Source organism: Gordonia sp. 852002-50816_SCH5313054-c, from assembly GCF_001665925.1.
GTDB classification, from domain to species: domain Bacteria; phylum Actinomycetota; class Actinomycetes; order Mycobacteriales; family Mycobacteriaceae; genus Gordonia; species Gordonia jacobaea.
In genome coordinates this window covers 60,902-86,049 of record NZ_LZTE01000047.1, presented here as the reverse complement: position 1 = coordinate 86,049, position 25,148 = coordinate 60,902, and the positions used below count along the sequence as shown (strand labels likewise).

General features: G+C 66.1%; 23 protein-coding genes. 7 read left to right on the top strand and 16 right to left on the bottom strand.

Features of this window, described 5'->3' with window-relative positions; all coding sequences use genetic code 11:
* The 3 genes from A5788_RS11580 to A5788_RS11570 all read right to left on the bottom strand — a co-directional run.
* The coding region (locus tag A5788_RS11580; protein WP_197494599.1) for a DUF222 domain-containing protein at positions 1-776 on the bottom strand (776 nt) is incomplete at its 3' end.
* 222 nt (positions 777-998) lie between these two features.
* Complete coding sequence (locus A5788_RS11575) at positions 999-3,170, bottom strand: 3-hydroxyacyl-CoA dehydrogenase NAD-binding domain-containing protein (protein WP_064864133.1); 2,172 nt, start codon at positions 3,168-3,170, stop codon at positions 999-1,001.
* A 24-nt stretch (positions 3,171-3,194) separates the two neighbouring features.
* On the bottom strand, positions 3,195-4,406 hold the full coding sequence (locus tag A5788_RS11570) for an acetyl-CoA C-acetyltransferase (protein ID WP_039856095.1): 1,212 nt from the start codon (positions 4,404-4,406) through the stop codon (positions 3,195-3,197).
* Between the two features lie 126 nt (positions 4,407-4,532).
* Between A5788_RS11570 and A5788_RS11565 the strand changes: the two genes are divergently transcribed.
* Together A5788_RS11565 and A5788_RS11560 are read left to right on the top strand one after the other, a co-directional pair.
* Complete coding sequence (locus A5788_RS11565; RefSeq protein ID WP_064864131.1) at positions 4,533-5,705, top strand: TetR/AcrR family transcriptional regulator; 1,173 nt, start codon at positions 4,533-4,535, stop codon at positions 5,703-5,705.
* Between the two features lie 60 nt (positions 5,706-5,765).
* A complete protein-coding gene (locus A5788_RS11560; protein ID WP_082938104.1) occupies positions 5,766-6,785 on the top strand; it encodes an adenylate/guanylate cyclase domain-containing protein in 1,020 nt (339 codons plus the stop codon).
* Here the strand turns inward: A5788_RS11560 and A5788_RS11555 are convergent.
* Genes A5788_RS11555 through A5788_RS11540 form a run of 4 tightly spaced genes read right to left on the bottom strand, consistent with a single transcriptional unit; the run spans position 6,680 to position 9,879 of the window.
* The gene (locus A5788_RS11555) at positions 6,680-7,834 is read right to left on the bottom strand and encodes a sulfate/molybdate ABC transporter ATP-binding protein (protein ID WP_082938103.1); all 1,155 of its coding nucleotides are present in this window, start codon (positions 7,832-7,834) and stop codon (positions 6,680-6,682) included. The two genes, A5788_RS11560 and A5788_RS11555, sit on opposite strands and share 106 nt — an antisense overlap.
* Complete coding sequence (locus A5788_RS11550) at positions 7,831-8,613, bottom strand: ABC transporter permease (protein ID WP_064864129.1); 783 nt, start codon at positions 8,611-8,613, stop codon at positions 7,831-7,833. Before A5788_RS11550 ends, A5788_RS11555 begins: the two co-directional genes overlap by 4 nt.
* A 7-nt stretch (positions 8,614-8,620) precedes the next feature.
* Entirely contained in the window at positions 8,621-9,442 is an 822-nt protein-coding gene (gene modA, locus A5788_RS11545; protein WP_064864127.1) for a molybdate ABC transporter substrate-binding protein, read from the bottom strand.
* 32 nt (positions 9,443-9,474) lie between these two features.
* Positions 9,475-9,879, bottom strand: a complete 405-nt coding sequence (locus tag A5788_RS11540) for a TOBE domain-containing protein (protein ID WP_049700332.1) — start codon at positions 9,877-9,879, stop codon at positions 9,475-9,477.
* A 170-nt stretch (positions 9,880-10,049) separates the two neighbouring features.
* Here A5788_RS11540 and A5788_RS11535 point away from each other — a divergent pair, with 170 nt between their 5' ends.
* Both A5788_RS11535 and A5788_RS11530 read left to right on the top strand, forming a co-directional pair.
* On the top strand, positions 10,050-11,117 hold the full coding sequence (locus A5788_RS11535) for an ATP-binding cassette domain-containing protein (protein WP_064864125.1): 1,068 nt from the start codon (positions 10,050-10,052) through the stop codon (positions 11,115-11,117).
* Positions 11,114-11,962, top strand: coding sequence for an ABC transporter permease (locus tag A5788_RS11530; RefSeq protein ID WP_049699416.1), 849 nt, complete (start codon positions 11,114-11,116; stop codon positions 11,960-11,962). Before A5788_RS11535 ends, A5788_RS11530 begins: the two co-directional genes overlap by 4 nt.
* Before the next feature lie 15 nt (positions 11,963-11,977).
* Here the strand turns inward: A5788_RS11530 and A5788_RS11525 are convergent, their stop codons facing one another.
* The gene (locus A5788_RS11525; RefSeq protein WP_082938102.1) at positions 11,978-13,294 is read right to left on the bottom strand and encodes an ROK family protein; all 1,317 of its coding nucleotides are present in this window, start codon (positions 13,292-13,294) and stop codon (positions 11,978-11,980) included.
* Positions 13,295-13,851: 557 nt separating this feature from the next.
* On the opposite strand from A5788_RS11525, the gene A5788_RS11520 reads away from it, so the two are divergent.
* Entirely contained in the window at positions 13,852-14,907 is a 1,056-nt protein-coding gene (locus A5788_RS11520; protein ID WP_064864123.1) for a sigma-70 family RNA polymerase sigma factor, read from the top strand.
* Between the two features lie 174 nt (positions 14,908-15,081).
* On the opposite strand, the gene A5788_RS24305 is transcribed toward A5788_RS11520, so the two are convergent.
* Together A5788_RS24305 and A5788_RS11515 are read right to left on the bottom strand one after the other, a co-directional pair.
* Positions 15,082-15,219: a hypothetical protein gene (locus tag A5788_RS24305; protein WP_231895594.1), complete on the bottom strand. Its 138-nt coding sequence runs from the start codon at positions 15,217-15,219 to the stop codon at positions 15,082-15,084.
* 40 nt (positions 15,220-15,259) lie between these two features.
* A complete protein-coding gene (locus A5788_RS11515; protein ID WP_064864121.1) occupies positions 15,260-15,679 on the bottom strand; it encodes a VOC family protein in 420 nt (139 codons plus the stop codon).
* Positions 15,680-15,742: 63 nt separating this feature from the next.
* Between A5788_RS11515 and A5788_RS11510 the strand changes: the two genes are divergently transcribed.
* A complete protein-coding gene (locus A5788_RS11510; protein WP_064864119.1) occupies positions 15,743-16,489 on the top strand; it encodes a histidine phosphatase family protein in 747 nt (248 codons plus the stop codon).
* 34 nt (positions 16,490-16,523) lie between these two features.
* On the opposite strand, the gene A5788_RS11505 is transcribed toward A5788_RS11510, so the two are convergent.
* From A5788_RS11505 to A5788_RS11490, 4 genes are all read right to left on the bottom strand, one after another.
* A complete protein-coding gene (locus tag A5788_RS11505) occupies positions 16,524-17,537 on the bottom strand; it encodes a phosphotransferase family protein (RefSeq protein ID WP_064864117.1) in 1,014 nt (337 codons plus the stop codon).
* The gene (locus A5788_RS11500; protein WP_064870544.1) at positions 17,534-18,757 is read right to left on the bottom strand and encodes an acyl-CoA dehydrogenase family protein; all 1,224 of its coding nucleotides are present in this window, start codon (positions 18,755-18,757) and stop codon (positions 17,534-17,536) included. The genes A5788_RS11505 and A5788_RS11500 overlap by 4 nt, the downstream gene beginning before the upstream one ends.
* A 136-nt stretch (positions 18,758-18,893) precedes the next feature.
* Positions 18,894-19,544, bottom strand: a complete 651-nt coding sequence (locus A5788_RS11495) for a TetR/AcrR family transcriptional regulator (protein ID WP_064864115.1) — start codon at positions 19,542-19,544, stop codon at positions 18,894-18,896.
* A 4-nt stretch (positions 19,545-19,548) separates the two neighbouring features.
* Positions 19,549-20,181, bottom strand: coding sequence for a TetR/AcrR family transcriptional regulator (locus A5788_RS11490; protein WP_064864113.1), 633 nt, complete (start codon positions 20,179-20,181; stop codon positions 19,549-19,551).
* A gap of 66 nt (positions 20,182-20,247) precedes the next feature.
* Here A5788_RS11490 and A5788_RS11485 point away from each other — a divergent pair, with 66 nt between their 5' ends.
* Positions 20,248-21,096, top strand: coding sequence for an oxygenase MpaB family protein (locus A5788_RS11485; RefSeq protein WP_064864111.1), 849 nt, complete (start codon positions 20,248-20,250; stop codon positions 21,094-21,096).
* Here the strand turns inward: A5788_RS11485 and A5788_RS11480 are convergent.
* A complete protein-coding gene (locus tag A5788_RS11480) occupies positions 21,038-22,300 on the bottom strand; it encodes an alpha/beta hydrolase family protein (protein ID WP_231894312.1) in 1,263 nt (420 codons plus the stop codon). The two genes, A5788_RS11485 and A5788_RS11480, sit on opposite strands and share 59 nt — an antisense overlap.
* 65 nt (positions 22,301-22,365) lie before the next feature.
* Positions 22,366-25,119 carry an AfsR/SARP family transcriptional regulator gene (locus A5788_RS11475; RefSeq protein ID WP_064864144.1) on the bottom strand — a complete coding sequence of 918 codons (2,754 nt, stop codon included), beginning with the start codon at positions 25,117-25,119 and terminating at the stop codon, positions 22,366-22,368.
* Positions 25,120-25,148 lie beyond the last annotated feature (29 nt).

Here is a 25,148-nt window from a genome sequence, read left to right as displayed (position 1 = left end):
GTGAGGCGTTGGTCGATCAACACACCCGAGGCGGCGGGCACGGTGCCGGTCAGTCGGGATTGGCCGGGAGTCCACCGATCGGGGCGGACCTGGACGTTGCGGTCGGCGTCGATGCGGGCACGACGGCGCTTGACGGCGTCGGCATCGACCTGGGCGACAACAGAATCGACGAGCGCAGCAAAACGGGTCGTCGACAAATGATCGCGTGCCGAGAGTGCTGCGGTGAGGCGGGCGTCGACCTCGTCGATGGTGTCCGGTCCGCACAGGCTGGTGCGGGCGACAGCGATGTGGAACCGCTGCAGATCGATGCGCCCGCAGGCCAGGAGTGAGGAGGTGTAGGGGAGTCGGTAGCGCAGGGCGTGGGCGTCGATGATCAGTTCGCGTGCCCGACCCGGCGGTAGCGACAACACGGCGCCGACGTCGGCGATGGTGCGTTCCAAACCATTTGGGCCGTACTGTGCGCGGGGGTCGTCGCCAGCTTGTCCGCGAGCAGCGAACTCGCGCAACTGTTCTGGTGAGTCGGCGCGGCCGTCGGTGAGTTCGCCGATCTCGACGCCGTAGTCTTCTTCGTGTTCCTCGTGGATGAGGCTGATCGCCGTCAACAGACGGAACTGTGCCGATGCGATGGTCGACGCGCAGTGCGCGATCACCTCGACCAGATCGGTTTTCGACAGGGATTCGTCCTCGGCAACACGCGCGAGCACCGGCGGCTGCGGCGCGGGCACGCCTGTGGCGTCGGCCGCGTCGGCCGGGTCGGGGAAGGTTTCCAAGGACATACATCGAACATACAGACGAGGTCTGACAATTCTCGCCGCTCGTCTGCGGCGGATTCTGAAGCCCACTTCCCTCAGCCGACTGGGCGCCTCATCCCGTCGACTGTGCGCTGAATCCCGCCGACTGGGTAGCGAACACAAAGGTGGGGGAGGAAAGTTCCTCCCCCACCTCGTGTGGGTCACTTCAGACTCAGCCAGATCAGGGACCCGGCTAGATCAAGAAGCTCAGTACTTCTCGCCCTTGGCGGCCTTCTCGACGAGCGAGGCAGGCGGCTCGAAGTGCGAGCCGTACTTCTTGGCCAGGTCGCGCGAGCGGTCGACGAAGCCCTGCAGTCCACCCTCGTACTGGTTGATGTACTGGATCACGCCACCGGTCCACGCGGGGAAGCCGATGCCGAAGATCGAGCCGATGTTGGCGTCGGCGACGGAGTCGAGGACTCCCTCGTCGAAGCACTTCACGGTCTCGAGGGCCTCGGCGAAGAGCATGCGCTCCTGCATGTCCTCGAACGGGATCTCGGTGCTGCCCGACTTGAAGTGGTCGCGCAGGCCCGGCCACAGCCGGACACGCTTGCCGTTCTCGTCGTACTCGTAGAAGCCCGCGCCTTCCTTCTTGCCCGGACGACCCTCGTCGACCAGGTAGTCGATGACCTCGAAGGAGCCGTGCTGAGGCAGTTCCTTGCCCTCGGCCTTCGCGCCGTCCTCGCTGGACTTGCGGATCTTCTGCATCAGGACGAGGTTGAGCTCGTCGGACAGCTGCAGCGGTGCTGCCGGGTAGCCGGCCTGAGTGCCCGCGTGCTCGATGAACGCAGGCTCGATGCCCTCACCGACGGCGGCGATGGCCTCGTTGATGAACGTACCGATGACGCGGCTGGTGAAGAACCCGCGGCTGTCGTGAACGACGATCGGGGTCTTGCGGATCTGCAGCGTGTAGTCGATCACCTTGGCCAGCACCGCATCCGAGGTCTTCTCACCGCGGATGATCTCGACCAGCGGCATCTTGTCGACCGGCGAGAAGAAGTGGATTCCGATGAAGTCCTCGGAGCGCTTCACACCCTCGGCGAGGATGGTGATCGGCAGCGTCGAGGTGTTCGAGCCGAGCACTGCGTCGGGTTCGACGACGTCCTCGATCTCCTGGAACACCTTGTTCTTCACCTCGACCGACTCGAAAGCGGCCTCGATGACCAGGTCGACGCCCTTGAAGTCGGCGGCATCGCCGGTCGGCTGAATCCGACCGAGCAGCGCGTCGCTCTTCTCCTGGGTGGTCTTGCCGCGGGAGAGTGCCTTCTCCTCGAGCTTGACCGCGTAGCCCTTGCCTTTCTCCGCGTTCTCCAGCGACACGTCCTTGAGGACGACGTCGATACCGGCCTTGGCCGACACGTAAGCGATTGCGGCGCCCATCATTCCGGCACCGATCACGCCGACCTTCTTGGCCTGCCACTTCGGGTAGCCCTCGGGACGCGAGCCACCGTTGTTGATGGTCTGCAGGTCGAAGAAGAACGCCTTGATCATGTTCTGCGCGACCTGGCCGGTGACCAGCGAGACGAAGTAACGGGTCTCGACGAGGTCGGCGGTGTCGACGTCGACGTAGGCACCTTCGATGGCAGCGGCCAGGATGGCGCGCGGCGCAGGCATGTTCGCGCCCTTGATTTGCTTACGCAGCAGAGCGGGGAACGCCGGCAGGTTGGCTGCGACCGACGGGTTGGTCGGTGCACCACCCGGGATCTTGTAGCCCTTCTTGTCCCACGGCTGCTGTGCCTCGGGGTTCTCCTTGATCCACGCCTTCGCGGCGGGCAGGAGCTCCTCGACCGATCCGACGACCTCGTCGACCAGGCCGGTCTCCTTGGCCTTGGTCGCGTTGAAGCGCGGACCCTGCAGCAGCACGCCCATCAGCGCGTTCTGCATACCGAGCAGGCGGACGGTACGCACGACGCCGCCGCCACCGGGCAGCAGGCCGAGGGTGACCTCGGGCAGGCCGACGACGGCGCCCTTCACGTCGGCGATGACGCGGTAGTGGGTGTGCAGCGCGAGTTCGAGGCCACCGCCGAGGGCAGCGCCGTTGATGGCCGCCACAACGGGCTTGCCCAGCTTCTCCAGGCGACGCAGCACGGTCTTCATGCCGTTGGTGCGCTCGGTGATCGACGCGGCGATCTCTTCCTTGGACTGCGTCCGCTCCGCGGTCATGTCCTTGAGGTCGCCGCCTGCGAAGAAGGTCTTCTTCGCCGAGGTGATGACGACACCGGTGATGTCGTCCTTCTCGGCCTCGAGACGATCGACGGTAGCCGCGATCGAGGCGATGAACGTGTCGTTCATCGTGTTGGCGCCCTGCGCCTTGTCGTCCATGGTGAGGACGACAACGCCGTCGGCGTCCTTCTCCCAGCCAATCATGTTGTCACTCATTGCTTTTGAAAGTCCTTCTGTAGGTCAGAGACGCTCGATGACGGTCGCGACGCCCATGCCGCCGCCGATACACAGGGTGATCAGGCCGTAGCGGCCGCCGGTGCGCTCGAGCTCGTCGAGGCAGGTGCCGAAGATCATCGCGCCGGTTGCACCCAGCGGGTGACCCATGGCGATGGCGCCACCGTTGCGGTTGACCTTCTCGTGCGGGATGTTCAGGTCCTTCATCCACTTCAAGACGACGGCCGCGAACGCCTCGTTCAGCTCGAAGACGTCGATGTCGTCGACGGTCAGTCCGGCCTTCTTCAGCGCCAGCTCGGTGGCCGGGGTGGGACCGGTGAGCATGATGGTGGGCTCGGAACCGATCTCCGCGAAGGAGACAACGCGACCGCGCGGGGTGAGCCCGTTGCGCTTGCCTGCCTCTTCGCTACCGATGAGGACCAGCGACGCACCGTCGACGATGCCGGAGCTGTTGCCACCGGTGTGAACGTGGTCGATCTTCTCGACGCTGTGGTACTTCTGCAGCGCGACGTCGTCGAAGCCTGCCATCTCGGCGAGCGCGGCGAACGCGGGCTTGAGCTTGCCGAGCGACTCGACGGTCGAACCCGGACGACGATGCTCGTCGTGATCGAGCACGATCACGCCGTTGATGTCACGGACCGGAACCACAGACTTGGCGAAGTATCCACCGTTCCAAGCGTTTTCGGCGCGCTCCTGCGACTCTGCTGCGAAGGCGTCGACGTCTTCGCGGCTGAATCCCTCGATCGTCGCGATGAGGTCGGCACCGATGCCCTGCGGCACGATGTAGTTGTCGTACGCGGTGGTCGGGTCCATGAAGAGTGCGCCGCCGTCGCTGCCCATCGGGACACGCGACATCGACTCGACGCCGCCGGCGAGCACGAGGTCGTCGAAGCCGGACGCGACCTTGGCCGCTGCGAGGTTGGTGGCCTCGAGGCCCGACGCGCAGAAGCGGTCGATCTGGGTGCCGGGGACGGTCTCGGGCAGGCCGCTGTTGAGAGCTGCGGTACGCGAGATGACGCCGCCCTGCTCGCCGACCGGCGAGACGACGCCGAGGATGACGTCGTTGATGTCGGCCGGGTCGAGGCTGCCGTGACGTGCGAGAACCTCGTTGATGAGGCCGGACGCGAGGTCGACGGGCTTGATGCTGTGCAGCGAGCCACCGCGCTGCTTGCCACGCGGCGTACGGATCGCCTCGTAGATGAATGCTTGATCAGGCACGAATGTTCCTTTCACATGAACCAGCGATGGTTACCCTACGAGGCTAACGCGGGATCACTTCTTTGGCTATAGCAGGTGGTCAACTAGTCGCGGAAGCGGACAGATCTGAGCTAAGGTCGATTAACAATGTCTACTCAGAAGTCACGTCGCTCACGGCCTGCCGACCGCAAACGGCAGTTGGTCGACCATGCCGCGGCACTGTTCCTCGATCGTGGCTACCCGCATGTCTCGGTTGCCGATATCGCCCGCGCCTCGGGCGTGACCGCGCCGTCGGTCTATCGACACTTCGACGACAAGCAGGCGTTGCTGTCCGCGGCCGTGCTCGCGGGTGTCGACGACCTCGAGGCATGCACCGACCGCACCCTCGGCGACGGTCAGCGCCCCCTGAGTGAGCTGATCAACGCGCTCTGCGACCTCGGCGTGCACCACCCCGAATCGGTGTCGCTGTGGCGGTGGACGAGCAACTATCTGTCGGAGGACCAGAACAAGCAGATGGTCCTGCGCACCCAGCAGGTCCTGGCACGCTGGGCGACTGCGATCGTCAGCGAGCGTCCCGGCCTGTCCGACCGCGAGGCCCGCTCACTGGGTTGGGCGGCATTGAGCGTCGCGGGCAGCCTCGCGGTACACAACTCGCGGATGTCAGCGGCCCGTGCGCGCGCCGAACTCGTCGTACTCACCGAGCGACTGCTCGACCTGCACCCCGCGACCGCACCCGACCTACCTGCCGAGCCCACCATCGCCGGCCTCTCGTCGTCGCGGCGTGACGAGATCCTCGACGCCGCGGCCGCGCTCTTCGCCGATCACGGTTACGCCGACGTGGGGGTCGACGACATCGGCGCCGCCGTCGGAATCACCGGACCCAGTGTCTACAAACACTTTTCGTCGAAGCTCGCCATCCTGCTCGGCATCGGCCAACGCAGCGCCATGCGACTCGAGACCGGTGTCATGGCCGCGCAGTCGACCACCGCCGACCCCGCCAAACTCCTCGGGCTCCTCGTCGACTCCTACGTCACCGTGATCACGTCCACGCCCGACCTCTCCGTGGCGTTCAACAGCTCGGCGGTCTTCGCCGGGCAGGAGGCCGCGGCCGAGCTACTCGACGTCCAGCGCCGCTACGTCCGACGCTGGATCGATCTCCTCGGCCAGATCCAACCCGACGTTCGGCCCGATCAGCGCGCGGTCGCGGTCCACGCCGCGCTGTCGATCGTCAACGACGCCGTGCGCATGCGCCGCGGCACCGCCCGCCCCGACTTCGCCGCCGAGATGGCCTACCTGATGAAGGGCGTCCTGGGACTATGAGGTCGGCGAACCGCTACCGTTGACTCATGCACAGCAGCACGGCATGGGCGGGGGGCGTCCGTGAGTGACCAGGAACGTTCGGGACTGAGCGCTCCCGAGCCGCGATACACGCGCGACGAACTCGTGGAAGAGCTGGGACTCTCTCCCGAGTATGCCGAAAAGATCTGGAACGCTTTCGGTTTCGCGCGACAGTCGACACCCGACAAGATCTTCACGGCAGAAGAGGTGAAGGCACTCGGACTCTTTGCCGACTCCGAACACACCATGCCCGAGATCGCGCAGGTCGCCACCGCACGTGCGATCGGCCAGACGATGTCGCGCCTCGCCGAGTGGCAGGCCGACCAGTTGACCGAACTCGAACGCAATCCAGACGTTCCATGGACCCGCGATCAGATGGCGAATGCCCTGGGCGTGATGCAGCAGTTGATCTGGCGCAGGCACCTCGACATGTCCATGACCCGCGACGAATCCCGCGAATCCGACGAGCGGATGGAGCTCGTCGTCGGGTTCGCCGACATCGTCGGATACACCAGCCTGTCTCGACGTACCCCTCTCGACGAGCTCGAGCATCTACTCGAGACGTTCGAGGACCGCACCTTCGACGTGGTGGCCCGGTACCGCGGCCACGTCGTCAAGACCCTCGGCGACGGCGTGATGTTCACGTTCACCTCATCGGAGGCCGCGGCACAGGCAGCGCTAGCGATACACCACCTCAGCGACGACAAACCCATCCCGGCACTGCGCGTGGGACTCGCGCGCGGGCAGGTACTCTCCCGACTCGGCGATGTCTTCGGTGAGCCCGTGAACATCGCGGCACGCCTGTGCGGTTCGGCCCGACCGGGCACGACTCTGATCAGCGAGCCGGTGGCCGACGATCTCGCCGATGATGACCGCTTCTACGTGCGGTCGATCTCCCCGCTGTCGGTCCGCGGGTACCGGCGGCTGCGCGCAAAGGTGTTGGACGCCAACAAGTATTACGAATCGGATGCCAAGTCAGGAGACGAGGCAGAGTCAGGAGACGAGGCCGAGTCCGGGTCTGAGTCCACATCCGACGGCTCGGCCGAAGACGTCGCCTCGTAGACGCGCACCTCATTCGCCTTGATGACCAGATAGACCTCGCGGCCGGCACCGAGTGCGAGATCTCCGACGGCGCCCCATGTCACCTCCGCCGAGACCACCTGCCCGGCAACGTCGCAGCGCACGATCGCGTGATCACCCTGGGGCATGACCTCCGAGACCGTTCCGCTCAAGACCGTGCGCGGACTTCCCTGCGGCGCATCGAGATACAGCGCCACCGCGCGCGGTGAGAAGGTGGCCACCGCTCCGATACCAGGCCTGCTCGCGTCTGCCGACACGCCCGTTACGCTGCCGCCGTCGACTCCGATGACGGTTGCGGGCGCCTGAAAGGTCCCGACGAACATGTTGAGACCCGTGAGTGCGGCGGCGAACGCTGTTTCCGGTCGCCGCAACACCTCTCGTGTCGGACCACGTCCGACGACCCGGCCATGCTCGATGATCACGACATCGTCGGCGAGTGCGACGGCGTCGACGAGGTCGTGTGTGACGAGCACCGTGCAGCCCTTCCGCTCGGTGATCAGCGACCGCAACAGGGTGCGCATCTGTTGTGCCACATCCACATCGAGCGCAGCGAACGGCTCGTCGAGGAGTAGTACGTCGGGTTCGGTCGCGAGAGCGCGTGCGATCGCGACGCGCTGTGCCTGTCCACCCGACAGTTGTTTCGGGGAACGGTCGGCGAACTCGGCGACACCGACCGCGGCGAGCCATCGTTCGGTACGGGCCGCAACCTTTTTCCGCGACAAACCCGCGGACTCCGGCCCGAAGGCGACGTTGCGCGCGACGCTCATGTGGGGGAACAGACGCGGCTGCTGAGCGAGCAGCACCACCGACCGGCGATGCGGTGGCACAAAGCTTTTCCCGTCCTGCAGACTGCGGCCGTCGTAGTCGACCGTCGAGTCGTCGGTGCGGCGCAGCCCTGCCAGCACGGCGAGGGTGGTGCTCTTACCCGATCCGTTGGGTCCGAGTATCGCGCAGGTCTCCCCATCCGCGACGTCGAGGTCGATCTCGAGAAACGGCGTCGCACAACGGATCGACGCACGCAGGCCGCTCACGCACCCACCGCCGGGGTCCGTCGTAGATGCACAGCGACGACGACGACCAGCGCGACCCCCATGAGCACCAGAGACAGCGGGAGAGCCTCGATCGGATCGTTGATCGAGTCGAGGTAGATCTTCAGTGGTGCCGTCTGCGTGGTTCCCGGCAGGTTACCCGCGAATGTGATGGTCGCGCCGAACTCGCCGAGAGCTCGCGCAAAGGCCAGTACCGCACCTGCTGTCAGCGCCGGAAAGACCAGTGGCAGTGTGACTTTCCACAGAGTCCTGGTCGGGCTCGCGCCCAGCGTCGCTGCGACCTGTTCGTAGTCAGCTCCGGCCGACCGCAACGCGCCCTCGACACTCAGGACCAGGAACGGCATTGCGACAAACGTCTGCGCGACAACCACACCGGCCGTGGTGAACGCCAACTGGATACCCGCCCGGTCCAGATACTGACCGACGATTCCGTAGCGGCCGAGTGCGTACAGCAGCGCGATACCGCCGACCACCGGTGGCAACACCAAGGGCAGCAACACCATTGCGCGCAGCACGCGGACAGCGGCCCCCTGAAACCGAGCGAAGACGAAGGCGATCGGCACGCCGAGGATCACGCATATCAGAGTGCTTGTCACCGCGGTGAGCACGCCGAGCCGCAGAGCGTCGAGAGATGCCTGCGAGGTGATGGAGCCCCAGAAGTCCCCCCACGGCATCCGTACGATGATCGCGAGCGGACCGATCAGGATGAAGCAGATTCCGAGGATGGCGGGGACATACACCCACAGCGGAATCCGGCGCATGGCTTGCTCAGGAGGTCGCGGGCTTGAAGCCTGCGGCAGCCAGGATCTCCTGACCCGTCTGACCCGTCACCATGTCCTTGAACTGTGCCGCCTGCTCGGAATGCTTGGTGCCCTTGACCGTTGCGATCGGATACTTGTTGACCACCGTGGCGAAGGCCGGATCGTCGACGGTGGAAACCTTGTCACCAGCCGACTTCGCGTCCGTCACGTACACGAGACCGGCGTCGGCCTCACCGGAGGTCACCTTCGTCAGCACGGAGGTCACCGACGTTTCCTGACTCACCGGCGACAGCTCGACACCCGTGTTCTTCTCGACCGTCACCGTCGCCGCCCCGCACGGGACCTCCGGCGCACAGACGACCGTCTTCACGTCGGCATTCTTCAGACTCGCAAATCCGTTGATCTGCTTCGGATTTCCCGGAGCCGTGGCGATCACCAACGTATTGGTGGCGAAGATCGCCGGGTCGACCGCCTCGTCGCCGAGCTTCTGCATCGTCCGCTCATCCGCGGTGGCGATCACGTCGGCGTCAGCGCCCTGGTTGATCTGGGTGACCAACGCCGACGACCCCGCGAAGTTGAGCTTCACGTCGACGTCGGAGTGCGCCTTCTCGAACGCGTCGGCCAGCTCGGTGAAGGTCTTCTTCAACGACGCCGCGGCGTACACGTTGAGAGTTACCTTCTGCCCGTCAGCACTCGAAGAAGCACTGCCCGACGAATTGCTGTCCGACGAACACCCGGCGACGGCGGCGATCACGGCGATGAGCGCCGCGCAGACAGCGAGTAGACGACGAACCGGTACAGCACGAGACGACCCAGCACGAGATGACACAGCAGTTCTCACTTCTCTCCCGCGCACGCGGGTCACTTGTTCGGATCGGGACGTTCGACGATCACCGTCGTCGCCTTGACCACCGCGGTGGCGACGACGCCGGGCTCGAGTTGGAGTTCGCGCGCGGCCTCGGCACTCATCAACGACGTGACCTCGAACGGCCCGCACTGCAGAGTCACCTGAGCCATCACGGTGTCGACGATCAGCTCCGTCACGAGACCGGTGAACCTGTTGCGCGCCGACCGAAGGACGCCGGTGCCGTCGTCATCGGGTACGCGCGACCTGCGACGCGCAAGCTCTGCGAGGCCTACGCCGTCGACGGTCGCGACAGCCTCGCCTCCGCCCGGCTCGAGCTCACCCGAGGCCAGCCAGCGTCGAATGGTGTCGTCGCTGACCCCGAGTAGCGTCGCGGCATCGCGCACTTTGATCGCCGTCACCTGAGCGAGTTTAACCGCAATAGCGGAGAAGTGAGCTATTGATCCACGCACTTGAGGATCGACCGATGAGTTTCGGCGCCCTCCCGAGTCGACACCCGTAGGCCGTTCACACCACCCGGCCCCAGAAACTCAGTCGCCGATGTCCGACTCGCCCGATACCGTGAGGAACCATGAGCCAGCCAGCACCCCCAGCCTCCGCAGGCCCGCGACCCACCGCCCCCGACGCCGTCCTCGATCTCGCCGTCGAGGCCACCAATCTCGTCAAACGCTTCGACGACTTCACCGCCGTCGACGACGTCAGCTTCAGCGTGCCCACGGGCTCGGTTCTCGGTTTGCTCGGTCCCAACGGCGCAGGCAAGACGACGATCGTGCGGATGATGACAACACTCTCGCTTCCGACGAGCGGCACCGCCCGCATCGCCGGATTCGACGTCCGCACCGACCCGGAGATGGTGCGCCGCAACATGGGGCTCACCGGTCAGGCCGCCACGGTCGACGAGATCCTCACCGGCCGCGAGAATCTGCGGATGGTCGGCGGCCTGTACGGCATCACCCGAAAAGCATTGGCAGCACGCACCGATGAACTCCTCGAACAGTTCTCGCTGACCGACGCCGCCGACAAACAGGTCCGCGCCTACTCCGGCGGCATGCGCCGACGTCTCGACCTCGCCGTCAGCCTGCTCGCCGCGCCCCCGGTCCTGTTCCTCGACGAGCCGACGACGGGCCTCGACCCACGCAGCCGCGCCGAGCTCTGGGACGTTCTCCGGCGCCTGGTGGCGGGTGGCACCACGCTGGTGCTCACCACGCAGTATCTCGAAGAAGCCGACCAACTGGCCGACAACATCGTCGTCATCGACAAGGGTCGCGTCATCGCCGAGGGCACCCCGCTGCAACTCAAGGAACGCGCAGGCGCGGCGAGTGTGGTCATCACCGTGTCGAACGCCGCGTCACTGCCTGCGGCGCAAGATCTGTTGCGCCGCAACGGCGGCGAGGTATTTATCGACGAGACCGCACGCACGCTGACGTCGTCGGCCTCGGGCCTCGCCGACCTCACCCGCATCGCGGGCTGGTTCGACGAGTCGGGAATCACCGTCGACGACATCGGTCTCGCCCGGCCGAGCCTCGACGACGTCTTCCTCTCCCTCACCGGCCACCGCGCCGAGATCACCGACGACGATCCCGACGCCGACAAAGCCACCGACAACGCCACCCCCACCTCGAGCGGAGACATCCGATGAGCACCACATCGCTGACATCCCAACTGGTCGAACGCCCGCCGATCCACCCGACGAACGTCTGGCAACAGGCGTGGATCATGGTGAAGCGCAACATGATCCATACTCGACGCATGCCGGAGATGCTCTCCGACGTGACGATCCAGCCGATCATGTTCGTCGTGCTGTTCGCCTATGTCTTCGGACCGGCGATCAGCGCGGGCAACCCGGCAATCAATTACAAGCAGTACCTGCTGCCCGGCATCATGGGTCAGACGATCGTGTTCACCGCGTTCATCGTCGCCACCGGTATCACCGCCGACATCGAGAAGGGCATCATCGACCGTTTCCGGTCGCTGCCCATCCGACGATCGGCCGTGCTGATCGGACGCAGCATCGCGAGCCTCCTGCACTCGTCGATCGGCATCGTCGTGATGGCGCTGACAGGCGTGATCATCGGCTGGCGGATCACCACATCGGTCTGGGAGGGAACCCTCGGCTTCCTGCTGGTGCTGGTGTTCGGATTCGCGATGATCTGGTTCGGCGTCATGATCGGCTCATGGCTGCGCTCGGTCGAAGCGGTCAACGGGTTCATGTTCTCCGTGCTGTTCCCGCTGACGTTCGTCTCCAACGCGTTCGTGCCCACCGAGGCGATGCAGCCGTGGCTGCGGACCATCGCCGAGTGGAACCCCATCTCATCACTCATCCAGGCGATGCGCGTGCTCTGGGGCAACGGACCCGCTGCGGGAGCCGACGCCGCACTCCCATTGCGCTACCCGGAGTTGTCGACGCTGATCTGGGCCGTCGTGCTCACGCTGCTGTTCATGCCGTTCGCGCTGCGCAACTACGCGCGCCGCACCACCGACTGAGCACCAACGCAAGGCTTATGCTGTCGCGGCGAGCGCCTCGAGCGGATCGCCGTAGACGGCGTCGAGCGAGACGGCTCCCGCCGCCTGCTGCTGCACCGTCACACCCGAATGAGACACACGGACATCGCGTTTGGGCGATACCGAGGTCTCGCGGATCGCTGTGGCAACCAGCGGCAGCGTCGACGGATTGTCCGTGAACGCCTGCCCGCCGAGGATGATGTGGTCGGGGTTGAAGATGTCGGCCATCAGTGCCACCGCACGGCCGAGCACCGTCGCGCGCTCTTCGAGGAGCGCGCGAGCGGTCGCGTCACCGCCGCGGGCGAGCGCGTGCACACCCTCGATGTCGGTCACGTCGAGTCCGAGTGCGAGCGCTGCCTCGACGACGCCAGTGTCACTGGCGGTCGGCTCGAGTCGACCGGTGTGCCGCGGGTCGAGCAGGGTGGTCGCCCCGGTCGGAAAGTGCCCGATCACCGGCGGGCCCGCGGTCGGTGTGTGCACAGCGCCGTCGACGCTGAACGCGATGCCGACCATCTCACGCGCGTAGAAGTAGAGGAAGCTCGAGCGCTTGTCGCTGGGGTTCACCACGAGTTCGGCAGCGGCCATCGCTTCGACGTGCGACGCCACCGAGACGGGCAGCCCGACGGCTTCGGCGATTATGTTGCCCACCGGGGCATCCGACCACCCGAGACGCGGATGGTCGACGAAGCCGCCCTCGGCAACACGGCCACCGATCGCGACACCGGCCCACAACACTCGACGATTCGACCAGCGGCCGACGAAGCGACGTGCGCTGTCGCCGATGGCGGTCAGCGTCTGCTCGGGGGTCTCGGCGATCGGCGTCGGGATCTGGATGGCACCGACGACGCGGTGTAGCAGGTCGTGGGTGGTGATTGAGGTGACCTTGTATCCGATGTGGATACCGAGAGTCAGGAAGTCGGTCACGTTGATCTCGAACGGCAGGCGCGGACGTCCGATGGCCCCGGCGGGCGCGAGGTCGGCGCGTTCGCGTAGGAGACCCGCCTTCAGCAGCGCGCCGACCTGGCGATTCACGGTCGAGATCGACAATCCTGTTGCCTCTGCGGCGTCGTCGCGGAAAATCGGGCCGGAGAGTCGAGCGGTGCGCAAAACGAGCGCTGCGGGTTTGTCGGAGAGCTCGAGGCGCGGTGTCGCGATCTGAATCGGCCGCCCCCCTCTCCGGACGCTACGTGGTTCGAGTCCTGGCACAGGCGTCGGCCGTGGCGTCGACCTGCGTGGGATCGGACGTGCGGCCGGCCGTCGGACCGGTGAGGAAAGCGTAGCGGTGCGGATGGGCTGATCAACGGTTGCGGTCATGAGTTGGTGTCCCTAGGTGTCGGTGCAGCGGTGTCGGTGCAGCGAATCCGTGGCGCGCAACATCGTGGCGCCGCGAGCGATTGGTCTATGCGTCCGGCAACGATGTGCACGGCAGGCGGTCGACGATGATCGCGGAGGATTCGCGTGGAATGCGGAAGGTTGGTGAGGAGTGAAGAACTCGGATCAACGCATTCGGCGACAACACAGCACACGGGCGAACGGCAGACGACAACCCAGAGCGGTGATCACGTAGGTCACCTCTGAGATCTGCGCCAAGGCGCGGTCGTGCTCGCTCGTCATGAGCACGAAGCTAGCAACTGATCGCAGCGGGCCGCAACTCCCTTGCACAAGCCTTGCCGCAGGTCACAGACCACTTCGCGCGCTCGGCAGAGGCGTCCACCGGCGAGAATAGGCCGCCGAGAGCGCGGCGTCGCGGGTTAGACGCACTGCGCGCAAAAGTCGCGTTCCACTTCGATCGGGATAGGAACCCGACCTGCGCGTCTACCGAACGTTTTCAACCGTAGAGCTTGTCGGTGCCCTGTCGTAACCTTGATCACATGCCCCCGCAGACCGCCACCACTGCGCATCTTTCCAGCGAGTCGTCCACCACGGGCGACGCCGAATTCCACGCCGCGACCGAGCCGTTGCGCCGCGAGATCCTGGCCCACTGCTATCGAATGATGGGGTCGCACCACGACGCAGAAGACCTCACCCAGGACACCTACCTCAGGGCATGGCGCGCGTACGACAAGTTCGACGGCCGCGCATCGGTACGGACGTGGCTGCACAAGATCGCGACCAACACGTGCCTGACCGCACTGCAGAGCAAGCAACGCAGGCCGCTGCCCTCGGGGCTCGGCGGCGACGCCTTCGACCCCACCGACACACTCGAGACCGACGGCGAGGTCCCCTGGCTCGAGCCGTACGCGGGCGCCGTCGACGAGATCTCTCCCGGCGACGACGCCGACCCCGCCTACGTCGTCGGCGCACGCGAGTCGATCCGCCTCGCATTCATCGCGGCGCTACAGCACCTGCCCGAGCGGCAGCGAGCCGTCTTGATCCTGCGCGACGTGCTGCAGTGGCGAGCCGCCGAGGTGGCCGACACCATCGGCGTCACGACCGCAACCGTGAACAGCCTTCTGCAGCGCGCCCGCGAGCAACTCAAGAATGCTGCGCCACAGCACGATTCGACAGAAGAGATCACCGACGACGCCAAACGTGAACTGCTTGCACGGTATGTCTCGGCGTTCGAGCGGTACGACGTCGACGCCATCGCCGACATGTTCACCGACAAGGCGATCTGGGAAATGCCGCCCTTCACCGGTTGGTACCAGGGTCCGGCTGCGATCGGCACGCTCATCCGACACAACTGCCCCGCAGAGAAGGCGGGCGACCAGATCCTCATACCGACCATCGCGAACGGGCAACCCGCATTCGGCCTCTACATGCGCGAACCCGACGGCGTGCACCGCCCGTTCCAACTCCAGGTTCTCGAACTCGGCAAGGCGGGCCCCGACTCAGCACCCGGCGTCACGCACGTCGTCGCTTTCTTCGGCGACGACCTCGCCACCGACTTCGCCCGCTTCGGCCTGCCCGCCACTCCGCCCCGCTGATCGAGCCTGTCGAGATCGCCCCGCCCCGAACCGAGCCAAGCCCCTGGCACTGATCGAGCGCCTCACCCGCTGATCGAGCCCTCACCCGCTGGTCGAGCCTGTCGAGACCACCCCACCCGCCGGTCGAGCCATACCCGCCGATCGAGTCCCCACCGCTGATCGAGCCTGTCGAGATCACCCCACCCGGTCGAGCTGCACCCGCTGATCGAGCTGCACCTGCTGGTCGAGCTTGTCGAGACCACCCCAGGTGATTTCGACTCGGCAGCTCGCTCCGCTCGCGGCCAGCTCAATCAGCGGGAAAGGGGCGCCCACCCGCCGATCGAGCCCCCACCGCTGATCGAGCTTGTCGAGATCACCCCGCCTCGGGAATCGCGCCCGGGTTCATCCACACGATCTCCCAGGCGTGGCCGTCGGGATCGCAGAAGCTGCGGCTGTAGGTGAAGCCGTGGTCGTCGGGCTCACGCAGCGCGGTCGCGCCGTTCGCCAGCGCGGTGTCGGCCATGTCGTCGACTTCGTGACGCGACGATGCCGAGAAAGCGAGGACCACCTCGCGCGACGTGCCGGCACAGAACCGCGCGCCCCGACCCGCCGCGGAGTACCCCGCGAACCGCTGGGCGGCAAGCAGCACCAGCATCGTGCGCTCGTTGATCGGGAGACAGACTGTTCCGGCGTCGCAGAACCATTCGTCGGTGCGGAAACCGATGCTCTCGAAGAACCTGCGCGAGCGCGCAGTGTCGTCGACGGGCAGCGTGATGAACAACGTTGACGCCATACACAGACCGACCTGTACGCCACCCGGAAGTCATCGTTCCTCGACCGCATAGGCTCTACGACCATGGGAGTGATCTACCTCGTACGACATGGCCAGGCCAACCCGTCCGCGTACGGGGTCGCTGACAGCGCGCCCACCGGAGACGCGCCCACCGACGACTCAGCCGCAGCCGTGAGCAACCCCGGCCCCGGCCTCACCGACACCGGTCGGGTCCAGGCGGGCCTCACCGGAACCCTGCTGTCCGCACAGATCAACGGTGTCACCGCCGCGATCAGCGGCGACCTCGCCCGACAGACCGAGACGCTTGCCGGCGTTCTCGCCCGACTCGACTCCGCCCCGGAACCGATCGTCGACCCGTCCTGGAACGAGTACGAACTGCCCGCGCTCGTCGGCGCAGCGACCCCGGACGAGTTCGCCGATCAGAAGTCGTATCAGCAGCGCCTCGACGCAGGCCTCGCGCACTGGATCGACCAGACGAGCATGGCGGAGGCCGAGGGCGCGACCACACCACCCGGCTCCGGCGAAACCTATCCCGAGTTCCGCTCGCGGGTCACCGGCGCGGGCGAACGCGCTGCCGAGTTGGCAGGCAGCGGACAGACCGTCCTCGTCGTGTCGTCGGCGGGCACCATCACTCAGGTGATCGCCGAACTGTGGGGAGTGCCGCCGCACCGCTGGCCTGCGATGGCTCGCACGATGGTCAACGCATCGGTGACCAAACTCCTCGTCGGACGAAGCGGGACCTCGGTGATGTCACTCAACGAACACGCCCACCTCGTCGACCGCGACGGCGGCATCGCGACGTTCCGCTGAACGCCGACGTTCCGCTGAACGTTTCGGCCCGACGCTAGCCCAGCGCGGCCAGCCCCGCGGCAATGAATTCGCCCGTCGCCTCGGCTGCGTGCTCTGCGCCCTCCGACGCCGCGCCCGCACGTGCGCGATGACTGATGCCTTCGGCGATCACACCCAGCTTCAGGTTGGCCAGCCCGAGGTAGAACGGCCAGTCGCCGAGGTCGTTCCCGGTCAGTGTCGCGTACCGCTGGGCCATCTCATCGGCCGACGGGTAGCGGTCACTGGTCCAGGCGCCGTCGAAGCCGAGAACCCGATCGAAGATCGGCGTGCGGTAGACGCACATCAGGGCGACGTCCGTGATCGGATCGCCGAGCGTCGACATCTCCCAATCGACCACTGCGGCAACAGTTCCCGGGTCGTCGGTCGAGAGGATCGTGTTGTCGACGCGGTAGTCGCCATGCACGACGGTCGCACGCGCCTGCTCGGGCACTCGCTCACCGAGTGCGTCGACGAGCCGATCGACGTCGGGCAGATCCCTGCCGCGGACGTGCGACCACTGCCTGGCCCACAGCTTCACCTGCCTACCCGCGAAACCCGTTGGCCTACCGAACTCCCCGAGTCCTACCGCCTCGAAGTCAACGGCGTGCAGCGCGGCGAGGGTCGAGATCAGCCCCTCCGCATTGCGTGCCACCTCGTCGTCGGAAAGTGCCGAGAGGTCGTCGCCGGTCCGGATCACCGTCCCGTCGACGAATTCGACGATGGTGCACGGCGCACCGAGCACCGAGCCGTCGGCGTCGAAGGCGACCGGCGTGGCAACCGGGACGTCGGTGCGCGAAAGTGCCGATGTGACAGCCCATTCCCGGCCCATGTCGTGCGCCGAGGGCGTGAGGCCGCCTGTCGGAGGCCTGCGCGCAACCCAGCGGTGCACGCCGTCGGAGACCATGAAGGTGAGATTCGACTTTCCGCCGCTGATCAACTCGACGTCGAGCGGCCCCGCGACGTCGACTCCGTTGTCGACCAGAAAACGTTGCAGGACTTGCGGTTCGAGTACCAGCTCCGCCGTGCTCATGCGTTCTCTCCCGGCTGCGTCGACGCGCGATTCTTGCGCGCACGCCCGACGGCTCTGCGCGCAAGGGCCCAGCGGTGCACCTCGGACGGACCGTCGTAGATGCGGAACGGACGCAGTTCGCGTTGCAGCCGTGCGAGCGGCAGGTCGTCGGAAACGCCGAGCCCACCGCACATCTGGATCGAACGGTCGACGACTCGCAGATAGGCCTCTGCGGCGAAGGTCTTGGCGATCGAGGTCTCCGACGACGCGTGACGCCCCTGATCGAGTTCGTAGCAAGCCTTGACCAACAGTGCACGCGACGCCGCGAGGTCGATCTCGTTGTCGGCAACCATCTGTTGGATCATGCCGAGATCGCCGAGGGTACCGCCGAATCCGTTGCGGTGTGCGACGTAGTCGACGCCAACCTCGTGACAGCGCACCGCCACTCCGAGCCAGCGCATGACGTGGGTCATGCGCGCCGGACCCAGCCGCACCTGGGCGTAGCGATAACCCTGGTCGACCTCACCGAGCACATCGGCATCGGGGACGAAGACATCGGTGAATCGCACCTCGCAGTGGCCGCCGATCATCGCGCGATCGGTGGTGTGGATGTGGCGCGTGACCTCGATACCGGGCGTGTCTCCGGGCGCCAGGAACATCGTTGCCCCGCCACGGTCGCCGGGTGCCCCGGCGGTGCGCGCCATGATGATGTAGAAGCCTGCGCCCTCGGCTCCGGTGATGAATCGCTTCTCGCCGTTGATCTTCCAGCCGCCGTCGACCTTGGTCGCCTCGGTGCGGAGTTGGTTGGGATCCGAGCCGGCTCCCGGCGCGGGCTCGGTCATCGCGAACGCCGAACGCACGTCGCCACTCGCAAGTGGCGCAAGGTATTTGAGCTTCTGTTCGTCGTCGGCGATGTGGGCGAGCATGTGCACATTGCCCTCGTCGGGCGCTCCGATGTGCAGCGCGGCAGGCCCGAAAGTCGAGTATCCGCCCGCCTCGAAGACCGGCACCCGATCCGACATCGAGAGTCCGTGACCACCAAACTCGACGGGGGCGTGCGGAGCGAAGATACCCAACTCCTTGGCCTGGCTATTGAGATCACGCCGCAGATCGTCGCCGCCCGCCGCGGTGATGTCGCCGTCGTTCGCATTCTCGATCGGCAGCACGACCTCGTGGATGAATGCGGTCGTCCTCTTCACCAGATCGTCAACCTCGGGCGAATAGCCCAGTTCCACTGCCATCAGGGTCTCCATCCTCGGGGTGCCACGCAGGTTCGACTCGAACTCCACGCCCGATCGCTCCGACCGAGCGTTCGTTCGGTGGCCAAGACTGCCAGAGACCGTCGACTCAGGTCAACCCATCGAGCCGCGAAGCGCTTCAGCGCTCAACGTATCCGACGGTCGCCCTCGACAAGTCCAGATTGCGCGCGATCAGCTCGTCCGGTCCCAGTTCGCCGTCCAGCTTGAACCAGGTCGAGACGCCGACACACATCGTGGTGACCGCGCGCGCGGCATCCTTGGGATAGCTCGTGCGGAAGTCGCCGGCCTCGACCCCGGCGAACACGATCTCGTCGACCATCCGCTGCTGACGGTCACGAAGACCGATGTAGGTCTGCTTGTACGAGCTGTCGAGACTACGAATCTCGGTCGATCCGACGAATGCCTGCTCACGCCGGTACATATGGAAGCGCAACAACGACTCGACGACCGCGTCGAACTGGTCGACCGGTTCTGGCCCAGCCTCGGCAACGGCCTGCTCCGACCGCGCGAGCAGGTCGGTCATCGTCCTGTCGAGCAGGCCCTGCAGTAGTGACTGCTTCGACGGATAGTGGTGATAGAGCCCCGGAACGGACAGGTTTGCCCGCGCGGCGATCTCGCGCACGGACGTGCCGTGGTAGCCGTGCTCAGCGAAAGCCGCGAGCGCAGCCGCGAGCGGAACGGGCAACTCGGGCTCACCGAAATCGCGCCAACGCCCGGTCTGCTCCTCCACTTCCGCATCGTCGACGCCGCTACTCATGGCATCCAACATATCCCTATCCCCTCCGCGTCACCGCAGGCACCAGCGACATCATCAATGCGACGCTGAGGTCGACGACCTCGTCTCGACCCAGCGGCACCTCGTCGTCGAGCCACGAAGACAGCAGGCGTGCGAGTCCTCCGACCTGGAATTGCGCAGCCCCCACGGCCTGTGGAGTGGGAGCGGTGTGCAGTGCCGCGGAGGCGGTGTCGAGCGTGATGGCCGCGAACACGGCCGTCGAATCGCGTCGCTTGGCGGCAAGGACGGGACTCGTCAGCATCGGCGAGAACAGCAGTCGTCCTTTGCGACGGTCGGAGTCGATGATCGAAACGATGGTCGCGACGGCGGCACGAACCTTGTCGCCGACGTCGTCGCCGGTGGCGAAGGCCGCGAGCGCATCGTGCGAGATCTCGTCGATCACGCGGTCGTAGGTGGCTGCGACCAGCGCGTCTACCGTCTCGAAGCTCTCGTAGAAGTAGCGAGGATTGAGAGATGCCGCGCCACACACCCCACGAACCGTGACCGACTGCGGCGGCTGCCCGCCGAGCACCTCGAGCGCGGCATCCATGAGGGCGGTGCGTCGACGCGCAACGCGCTCATCGCCCTTCACCCCGCTGTAGGTCCGCAGTTCTTCGCTCACGCAGACCATCTTGACATCTGCCGCAATACCGGCGTTGAATCAGGCAACGGCCGTTACCAGATAGGAGCCGCTGCGATGACGGTGCCCGACACGCAGTCCGACCACCAAGCAACTGCGCGCGACGAGATCGACAGCTCTGATCTCACGATGCTCGGCGCCGCAGCACTCGCCGGCCCGGCGAACGTGATCATGCAACTCGCGATGCCGGCCGTCGGCTACGGCGTCTACGAGAGTCGCGTCGACTCGGGAAACCTCTTCAAGCATCCGGTCAAACGCACGAGGACCACGCTGAGCTACCTCGCCGTCGCCGCCATGGGTTCGCCGTCGGACCGTAGGGCGTACCGGCGGGCGGTCGGTCGGGCACACGCCAGGGTCCACTCCACTGCCGACAGTCCGGTCGCCTACAACGCGTTCGATCCGGCACTGCAACTCTGGGTCGCCGCCTGTTTGTACAAGGGATGGGAAGACGTCCAACACATTTACGGCGATCCGTCGATCATCTCGGAGGAGACCTACCGCGCGGGCGCGGTCATGGGCACCACCCTGCAGGTGCCGCAGCACATGTGGCCCGCAACTCGCGCGGACTTCGAAACCTATTGGCAGAACACCGTTTCCACCCTCGAGATCGATCCGCCGATCCGGGAGCATCTGCTGGCGATCGCGCGCATGGAGTTCGCTGGCCCGGTCGTGTCACGGCTCGGCGGTTGGTGGTCGTACATCATGACGATCGGATTTTTGCCCGAAGACTTCCGCGACAAGATGGACGTCGAGTTCACCCCGCGGCAGCAGACGATCTTCGACGTGCACAACGCGATTGTTCGACGCGTCGTGCGCCACCTTCCGAAACCGTTGCAGCAGTTCCCGTTCAACGTTCTGCTCGCAGACGTGCGGCGTCGTATCCGCACCGGCCGACCACTGGTCTGAGGTCGACGCTGCCGGCGAGTACACCGTCGAGCCAGTCGTACACGACGCCGTCCCAGACGCGCTGGCCGAGACCACCGCAATGGCCGGAGATGCCGGTACGTGCATCGGGAGCGAAGAGTTGTTTGGACTCGACGTCGAGTGCGTCGAACAGCAGCTTGCCCTGCCCGCCGACCGGGTCGCCGTGAGATTCGACGATCATTGTGGGACAACTGATCTCGCTCGCCCGGTCGAGCATGCTGAAGGTCTTCAGCTCGCGGAAGTACTGGGCGATGGTTCGCACCCCGTGGCAAGCCATGCGGGAGCCGAAGAAGTCGGCGCGTTCGCGACTGACCCGGCTCAGCACGGTCATCAGCGGCGCCGCGATTCGACCCTTCCACCCGGCGGGAATCTTGGCACCCATGTCGGGCTGCGCGGGATCGCAGATCATCGCAGCAATGCGGTTCTCCCCCGCGACGCCGCGGGGTACCAGGTAGCCGGCGAATGAGCGTCCTTCGGCGACGAGTCGGCGGTCGTCGACGCCGGGCGCTGTGACGAGCCAATCGAGGATCTGCGAAAGCACTGTCTCGTAGTCGGGTCGGAAGTACACGCGGTCGACGATGAGCGTCGACCCCTGTCCGGGTCCCTCGACGGAGAGCACGTTGTAGCCGCGGGCCAAGGCGCCCTGCGCGAAGCCCCACCCCGATTCGGCGGTGGAATCGTAGCCACAGGGCATGACGATGGTCGGCCGCCGACGATCGTCTGCGACCGGCCGAAACAGCCAGCCGTGGATGTCGATCCGATCGCCCGACGAGACGAAGGGGATGGCCACTTCGGCTGCGGTGACAGGGCTGGCGGTATGTGGCAACAGCGCCATTGCCTGCGCAAAGGTCTTGCAGTGAGCCTGGTAGGCCTCGTGGAGCCGCTCATCGTCGAGGTCGGTGCGCAGGTAGAAATAGGCCTGGCGGTAATACTCCGAGGCCCTGAGGTAGCACTGGTGGGCTGTCACGAGATGACCTCCGGCATGTGCCTGTTCTGCCGCGTCACGCACCGACTCAGCGCGAGCCAACCACCGCTCGTACCACCGCTGCGGGTGGTATTTTCCGCCGATCTCTCCGGCAGTCGTGTACGCCTCACCCAGATCGGCTGCGCCGACGGCCGCCGCCATCAGGGTGCGGCCGAACTGACCGTCGAACTCCTCGTTGGCGAATGCCAGTCGCTGCGTCATCTGAACCTCCGGGATCTGGTGTCGTGTGGTGCCACCTACGAGACCCCGAGGTCCTCACAAAACGCTCACATCCCGGAAAAGGCCTGGTGATCGTTGGTGCTCAGTGCGTCGCCTGCATCGCCCCACCCGGCGTGCCACCCATTCTCGAACTCCGTCGGATCGGTCTCCCGGCAAGTGCGCAACGAATCGCGCGTGAACGGACTCCGTGGCCACTCGAGTCCGGCATCGACGGCGTAGCGACGCGAAACCGCGAATGCCCGACCCGCACGCCCGATCTCGCCTGCGGCCGACAGATGGTTGCCACGCTGCTCCATCGAATCGCAGATCTGGACGCCCCCGCATTCGAGGTAGGAACGAAAGGCCTGGTCATTCCATCGCAGGCCCATTCGGGTGTCGCCGGAGACCAGTGCCGCGATGCCCAGCATCACGGCGGCGAGATAGGTGGCAAGCGGATCGCCGCGTTCGGTGCCGAGGGCGAGCGCTGTGTGCGCCGTGTCGAGAGCCTGCGCGATGTCACCGGCGATCACCGCACACAGGGCCTGAGCAGCGATGACCGTTGGTGCGGTGTCGACGTCTCGTCCTTCGATGGTGGTCGCTGCCCACTCGGCGTAGTCGGCCGCGACGGCGTGGTCGTCGCCGGTCCATGCCGCCAACGACGCCAGAGCAAGGCGGACTGTATGCGTGTCCGGGTCACGGTCGCCGGGCACGATGAGGGATTCGAGTTCTTCTGGTGTGTACGCCGTGAGGTGCTGGTGCGCCTCGTCGGTGTTCTGACTGAAGGCGAGTGCCGAACCCAGCGCCAGAGCGACCATGGCCGACGTCCGCGGAGTGCATGCACCGTTGGCGACAGTGGCCGACGCCAGACGCAGAACTCGGATCCCGTCAGCCAACCGCCGGCGAAAGAACCAGTAGGCGCCGAGTCGTTCGAGGAGGTCGATGTGCGAATCGAGGAGGACCGGGTCGATCACGACCGATTCCAGGAATGCCATCACACTGCTGTGATCGTCGTCGACGCGGGCGAGGTCACGTGCCGAATGCGCCGTGATACGCATCGGAGTGGCTGCCAAGAGTTCGACGATCGCTGCGTCACGCGCCTGCGACGCGGCTGCTGACTTGTCCGGGTGCTTCGCGCGAGCGTGGTCGGCAACGCTGTGCGGGATCGTGAAACGCGTTGGACGGTAACGGGTCCCGCGTATGCGCCACAACAGTGAGCGCCGCGCCAACTCGCTCAGGTCATCGGCGATCGATGGACTGTCGCAGACCGCTTCCGCGAGCACTGCGGTGAATGGATTGCGCAGTGCAGTGAGCCGGGTGAAGCGATCGAACAGATCGTCGTCCATCGCGTCGAAGGCGAGCGCGAACGCCCGCGTCACGGGTTCGGGCACCGCGGTGTCGAGTTGATCGGCCACCTCGCCGATCGAGAAGGTCACGGTGCGGGCAGCGGCGAGCTCCAGGCCGAGTGGGAGGCCGCCCATCGCGCGGCAGATCCGGTCGAGGTCGCCCCGATCGTCCGCCCCGACGTCGAATTGGCCAGTGGCGCTTCGAATCCGGTCCACGAGCAGACGATGTGCCGGCGGCATCGTATCGCCGGGTGCCTCTGTCGGTAACGGGTGGACGGTCACCACGTGTTCACCGTCGACCCCGCTCGGTACGCCGACCGCGAGCACGGTCACGGCGGCGCAGCGTCGTAAAATCGTGTCAATGTCTTTGTCTACCAATCCGTCTCGACCCAGTTCCGACTCCGACACACGGTCGAGGACGAGAAGTACAGACATGGCCGACAGGTGGTTGCACACCTGATCGAGGGCGGTGCCCGCGGCAGCCGATGGCTGAATCCGCATGGTCTCGGTGATCGTCGTCGCGACGTCGGCATCGCCGCGCAGACCGATGTACCAGACGCCGTCGTCGAAGGAATCCGCCGCGCGCCTTGCCGCCTCGATCGCGAGGCGTGTCGCGCCGACGCCGGGGATGCCGGTGATGGCGACGGCACGCTCGGCGTCGAGGAGGCCGACCACCATGGAGAGTTCGGTCTCTCGCCCGACGAAGGACGTGTGCTGCGACGGCAGCCGTACGCGTCGCACCGCGCGACTGTGGTCGTCGAGCACGTGCAGTTGCGCGGCACGCACCTGCGCGCCCGGTTCCACGCCCAGTTCGGTGGCGAGCAGTTCCCGGATGTCGCGATAGGCGGTGAGCGCCTCGGCCCGTTGACCGCCCGCCGCCAACGCCGCGATCTTGACCGACCATGCGTGCTCATCGAGCGGGTCCAGGGTGATCAATGCCTGCGCTTCTCCGAGAGCACGGTCGGCTTCGCCTGCGGCGAGAAGGAGATCGGCACGGCGGGCCAAGACCGCCGCGCGGACGGAGATCAATCGTCGCCGTGCCTGATCGACGGTCGGTGTGGAGATCGCAGTGGTGAATGGCTCGCCACGCCAGCGCCGCAGCACATCGTCGAGGTCGTCGATGGTCGCGGTGCCGGACTCGTCGAGTACCGCGCTCGCAGCGGAGTCGAAGTCGACGGAATCAACGGTGGCCGCGGAGAGGTCGAGGCGATATCCAGCCCGGTCGGTGACGATCACCGAGGCCTCGCCCCGCGGTGAGAGTGCCTTGCGGAGCCGCCAGATCTGCGACTCCAGCGCGCGCTGAGTCCGTTCCGGCGCATCCGGACCCCAGACTTCCGCGATGAGCGTCGCGGCCGACACCGGATGCCCGGCATGCGCACACAGCACGGCAAGGATCGTCCGTGGTTTGGCGCCACCGATGTCGCACCGATCGGTTCCCCGTTCGGCGACGAGCTCACCGAGGTCGCGGATCACCAACATCGACACGGCTCATCGCGTCGGTGGTGCCT